The organism is Streptomyces xingningensis (genome assembly GCF_054957865.1).
Genome location: NZ_JBDJPF010000145.1, coordinates 1 through 2,971 on the forward strand (window position 1 = coordinate 1; position 2,971 = coordinate 2,971).

Consider the following 2,971-nt stretch of genomic DNA (forward strand, 5'->3'; position numbering starts at 1 on the left):
CCTCTGACAGTGATGATGTGACTGGTGGTTCTGCTGATGAGCCTGACTCACCCTCTGACTGACGTCGTTGACTGTCCTGTTTGGGATTTGTCGGCTCGTCGGCGGGACCGCCACGCACGCGGCCGGACGGGCGTTTGTGACCTCATAGGAGCTTGGTCCAGAAGCCCCGTCACTGTCTTGTCCACCCGCCCAACCGGCGCGTGCCGCCCTCGGCTCGGACAAGCGGCAAGGACGGACATGACCAGCATGACGCACGACGGTCCAGAGATCACCGGCGGAGTCGACACCCACGGCCTGACTCACCACGCGGCCGTGATCGACCCGCTCGGCCGGCACCTGGCCGACCGGGAGTTCCCCGCGACCATCCGCGGCTACCGGGACCTGCTGGACTGGATGCGCTCGCACGGCACGCTGACCGCGGTCGGCGTGGAAGGCACCGGCGCCTACGGAGCCGAGCTCGCGCGGGTCCTGACTGCGGCCGGAGTCACGGTCACCGACGTCGACCGGCCGGACCGCAAGACCCGCCGGATGAAGGGCAAGTCCGACCCGATCGACGCCTACGCCGCCGCAACCGCAGTGCTCTCCGGGCGGGCCACCGGCATCCCCAAGAGCCGCGACGGCATGGTCGAGGCCGTGCGGGTGCTGCGGATCGCGCGCCGCAGTGCCATCAAGGCCCGCACCCAGGCGATGAACCAGATCCGCAATCTGCTGGTCTCCGCCCCGGCGATGCTGCGTGAACAGGTCGCGGGGCTGGACCGGGCCGCGCTGATACGCACCCTGGCCCGGCTGCGGCCCGGCGACGACATCTCCCGCCCATTGGCGGCCACGCGGGCCTCGCTGCGGCGCCTGGCCCGCCGTCACCAGGCCATGGACACGGAGATCGCTGAACTGGACGCCGAGATCGGCCCGTTGGTCAAGCAGGCCGCCCCGCAACTGCTGGAGCTGTTCGGTGTCGGGCCGGAGACCGCCGGCCAGCTGCTGGCCTCAGCCGGGGACAACCCCGAGCGCATGCGCTCGGAGGGCGCGTTCGCGCACCTGGCCGGCGTCGCCCCGATCCCGGCATCATCCGGCCGCACCCACCGCCACCGCCTCAACCGCGGCGGCGACCGGGCCGCGAACAACGCCCTGCACACCATCGTCCTGGTCCGCATGCGCTACGACGAACGCACCCGCGCCTACGTGGAACGCCGCACCAAGGAAGGACTGTCGAAGAAGGACATCATGCGCTGCCTCAAGCGATTCGTCGCCCGCGAGATCTACCGCGCCCTGACCAGCACACCAACCGAACGAATCACCCAAACCGACCTCGCTCCTGCGGCTTGACATCCATAGGAGTCAGCCGTTCACCTGCGGATGACGCCTCGCGGACGTGAAAATCGGTACGTGGGCTGTCCGCCGACGCCGCTTGATGTTTGGGCTGTGAGCCCGCATAGGAGTCTGGTGAGGGAGCCGTCCGAGGGGCCGCACACTGTTGCCTTGAGCACGCCGATCAGCTTCTCCGTTCCCCTCAGGCTCCCCGGGCAGCCCCGCCCGCACCAGCACAACAGGGGGCCCGCCATGGAGGAATTGAGAGAGGACCACGACGACGGGACGGTCGCCAGGGTCGCGGCGATCGATATCGCCAAGGCGTCGGGGATGGTCTGCCTGCGCGTCCCGCACGACACCATCGAGGGGCGCCGTGTCCAGCAGGTCTGGACGGTCGCCTCGACGACCAACGCGATCCTGGAGCTCGGTGACCGGCTGGTCTGCCAGGGTGTCGAGCGGGTGGTGATGGAGGCGACGGGCTCGTACTGGCGCCCGTTCTTCTATCTGCTGGAGGCCCGTGGTCTGGAGTGCTGGCTCGTGAACGCGCGGGACGTCAAGAATGTCCCGGGGCGGCCCAAGACCGACAAGTTGGACGCGGTCTGGCTGGCCAAGCTCGCCGAACGCGGCATGGTCCGCGCCTCGTTCGTTCCGCCCAAACCGGTCCGGCAGCTGCGGGACTTCACCCGGACCCGCACGGTGTTCGTCCAGGAACGCACCCGTCACAAGCACCGCGTGGACAAGGCCCTGCAGGACGCGCAGATCAAGCTGTCCGGAGCCGTCTCGGATCTGTTCGGCCTGTCGGGGCGGGCCATGATGAACGCCATGGTCGCCGGCGAACGCAACCCCCGTGCCCTCGCTGAGCTGGCGCAGGGCAGTCTCGTCAAGAAGAAGACAGTCCTGGCCGAGGCTCTCACCGGTCAGTTCGAAGACCACCACGCGCGGCTGCTCGGGGTGCTGCTTTCCACCGTCGACCATCTGACCGGCCAGATCCACGAGCTCGACCGGCTCATCGCCCGGACGCTGGAGGAGATCGCCACCCCGCACGACGGCCCGGGCACCGGCGACGAGCCGACCACCACAGTGAGTGCACGGGTTCTGGCAGAGCGTCTGGATGCCGTTCCCGGCATCGGGCCGACCACCGCGCAGATCATCCTCGCCGAGATCGGTGCGGACATGAGCCGCTTCCCTACCCCTGAACACCTGGTGTCCTGGGCGAAGTTGTGCCCCCGCACCATCCAGTCCGGCGCGAAGAACACCGCGGGCCCGGCCGGGCAGGGCAACCCCTGGCTCAAGGGCGCGCTCGGCGAAGCCGCCAACGCCGCCGCCCGCACGAACACCTTCCTCGGCGCCCGCTACCGCCGCATCGTCAAACGCCGCGGACACGCCAAAGCCCTCGTTGCCGTCGCCCGCTCGATACTCGTCATCGCCTGGCACCTGATCAACGACCCCGGCGCCTCCTACCAGGAGCTGGGCGCTGACTGGCACCAGCGCCATCTCAATCCAGCCCGCAAGACCCGCGATCTCGTCCGCCAGCTCCAGGCCCTCGGCCACCAGGTCGCCCTCACCCCGACAGCAGCCTGACCGCCCGCCCCACCGACATCCGGTCCGCAAGCGGCCCGGATGCTGCCGTCTGCCCTCCCGAAGATCGATTTTCCGTTCAGCATCC

2 protein-coding genes are annotated in these 2,971 nt (G+C 69.2%); both read left to right on the forward strand.

Features of this window, described 5'->3' with window-relative positions:
• Positions 1–237 precede the first annotated feature (237 nt).
• Complete coding sequence (locus tag ABCR83_RS32490; protein WP_462698859.1) at positions 238–1,323, forward strand: IS110 family RNA-guided transposase; 1,086 nt, start codon at positions 238–240, stop codon at positions 1,321–1,323.
• A gap of 234 nt (positions 1,324–1,557) precedes the next feature.
• A complete protein-coding gene (locus ABCR83_RS32495; protein WP_462698860.1) occupies positions 1,558–2,886 on the forward strand; it encodes an IS110 family RNA-guided transposase in 1,329 nt (442 codons plus the stop codon).
• Positions 2,887–2,971: the final 85 nt, after the last annotated feature.